We start from the raw sequence: 1,982 nt of genomic DNA, 5'->3' as shown, positions 1-1,982 counted from the left end.
TGAAAGTGCCGTACAAGTAGAAAGAAGAAGGTGTGTACCATCTGGCGATCAAGATCAGGTGTATTATCCTTCTTGCAATGCCAGCGCAAGCAGTATGCTGTTTCTCAATTTTGGGCGGAGCTGGCAAGAGGTTTCAGGTTTTCTTTCCTTGTGCCACGACAGCACAGAGTTCGGAGTCCTTCAGTTCTGAGCAATAGACAACCATTTACAAGTGCTTTGCTTTTTTTTCTCCTCAGTGACTCTGAATCAGTGCTCAGCAAAAAACAGAAAATAGATTAATCTGCTGGCGGTGAGGTCAGGTGCCAAAAATATTAATGGAGTCTCGCCAGCCCAACCATCGTAGCGGCCAGGGCCACTTAACAAGTGCAGGCAAAAGGGACGCCTCACTGTGTTCGCCGCCCCTGCTGCAAGCGTTAGCTTGCTCAACATCGTCTATAATTTCAGCTCTAAATTCTATAGCGTGAGTTTATGTTGAATGCATTTGTATAATATATTCCTAGTTTGCATATTGCTTTTAATTTCTGGGATAGCTTATTCAGGCAATGAAGCTCTTATGGATGCAATAAAAAACAATGATATACGAGCGGTAAAAAGGATCATACGAGAAGGTGTTGATCTCAATAAAGCGGTCGATCCAGATGGGTTGTACACGCCATTGCAATATGCAGCATTAATTGGATCGGTAGATATTGTAAAGCTTTTTTTAAACTCTGGATTAAGTGCAAATTGTAAAAGGCTAAACCAACCAAAACGATTTGGCCCATATGACTTAAGATGTAGGCCGAAAAAACGGTTTTTACAATCAAGTTGTGCCTCGCAATATTATCAAACTGTTATTGAACATCCACCATTACATCTAGCTGTTAATAGTGGAAATGCCTTGTGTGTCCAATCATTAATTAATGCTGGTTCAAATATCGACCAAGTCTCAGATGTTGGCTGGGGATTGAATACGGTATTATGTTCAGCAGCTGCTAGTGGAAATGTGGAGGTGGGTAAAATTATTCTCAACGAAAATGACAACCTTATTAATTTTATTCGGCCTCCTGGGCATTCTGCTTTATATGTGGCTTTTTATAACCATAATTTTGATTTCTTCTTGTTCCTGTTACAATCTGGAGCAAACCCAAATATAGAGAATTTTTCCGGCCAGTCTTTTTTACATAATGCTGTCGTAAATTCAAATTTCCCATATACATTTGTAATAGCTTTAATACAACATGGTGCCCAATCGTCTACGACTAACAGTAATGGTGATATACCATTAGATTTAGCGCATAGTAATAATGACAATTATTTAATTGGAGTTTTAACACCTGCGACTATATGCTGTTCAGGTTCAGCTACTAGTAGCAAACACGTTGCATTACCATCGTTGCAAGAATGGAGTGCACACTATATTAGAATATTTTTCTCATTTCAGCAGATACTTCAGTCACCATTACCACAGCATTTAATAATCTACATTTTGGGTACATATGGTCGCAGGAACGCAAGCTAACAAAGCCTTCCAGCCGACGCGCCTGCGGCGCGCGGCTGAAGGCGGCGTTAAGTGGCAGGGTGGATAGATTGGTTAGTAATCTGAAAGTGTCGTACAAGTAGAAAGAAGAAGGTGTGTGCCATCTGGCGATCAAGATCAGGTGTATTATCCTTCTTGTAATGCCAGCGCAAGCAGTATGCTGTTTCTCAATTTTGGGCGGAGCTGGCAAGAGGTTTCAGGTTTTCTTTCCTTGTGCCACGACAGCACAGAGTTCGGAGTCCTTCAGTTCTGAGCAATAGACAACCATTTACAAGTGCTTTGCTTTTTTTTCTCCTCAGTGACTCTGAATCAGTGCTCAGCAAAAAACAGAAAATAGATTAATCTGCTGGCGGTGAGGTCAGGTGCCAAAAAATATCAATGGAGTCTCGCCAGCCCAACCATCGTAGCGGCCAGGGCCACTTAACAAGTGCAGGCAAAAGGGACGCCTCACTGTGTTCGCCGC

1 protein-coding gene is annotated in these 1,982 nt (G+C 41.9%); it reads left to right on the top strand.

What is annotated here, in order from left to right; all coding sequences use genetic code 11:
* Positions 1-475 precede the first annotated feature (475 nt).
* Positions 476-1,501 (top strand): ankyrin repeat domain-containing protein, encoded by a 1,026-nt coding sequence (locus GZ78_RS26760; RefSeq protein ID WP_081870077.1) that lies wholly within the window; start codon positions 476-478, stop codon positions 1,499-1,501.
* Positions 1,502-1,982: the final 481 nt, after the last annotated feature.

Source organism: Endozoicomonas numazuensis (assembly GCF_000722635.1).
GTDB lineage: Bacteria > Pseudomonadota > Gammaproteobacteria > Pseudomonadales > Endozoicomonadaceae > Endozoicomonas_A > Endozoicomonas_A numazuensis.
This window is presented reverse-complemented; position numbering and strand designations above follow the sequence as displayed.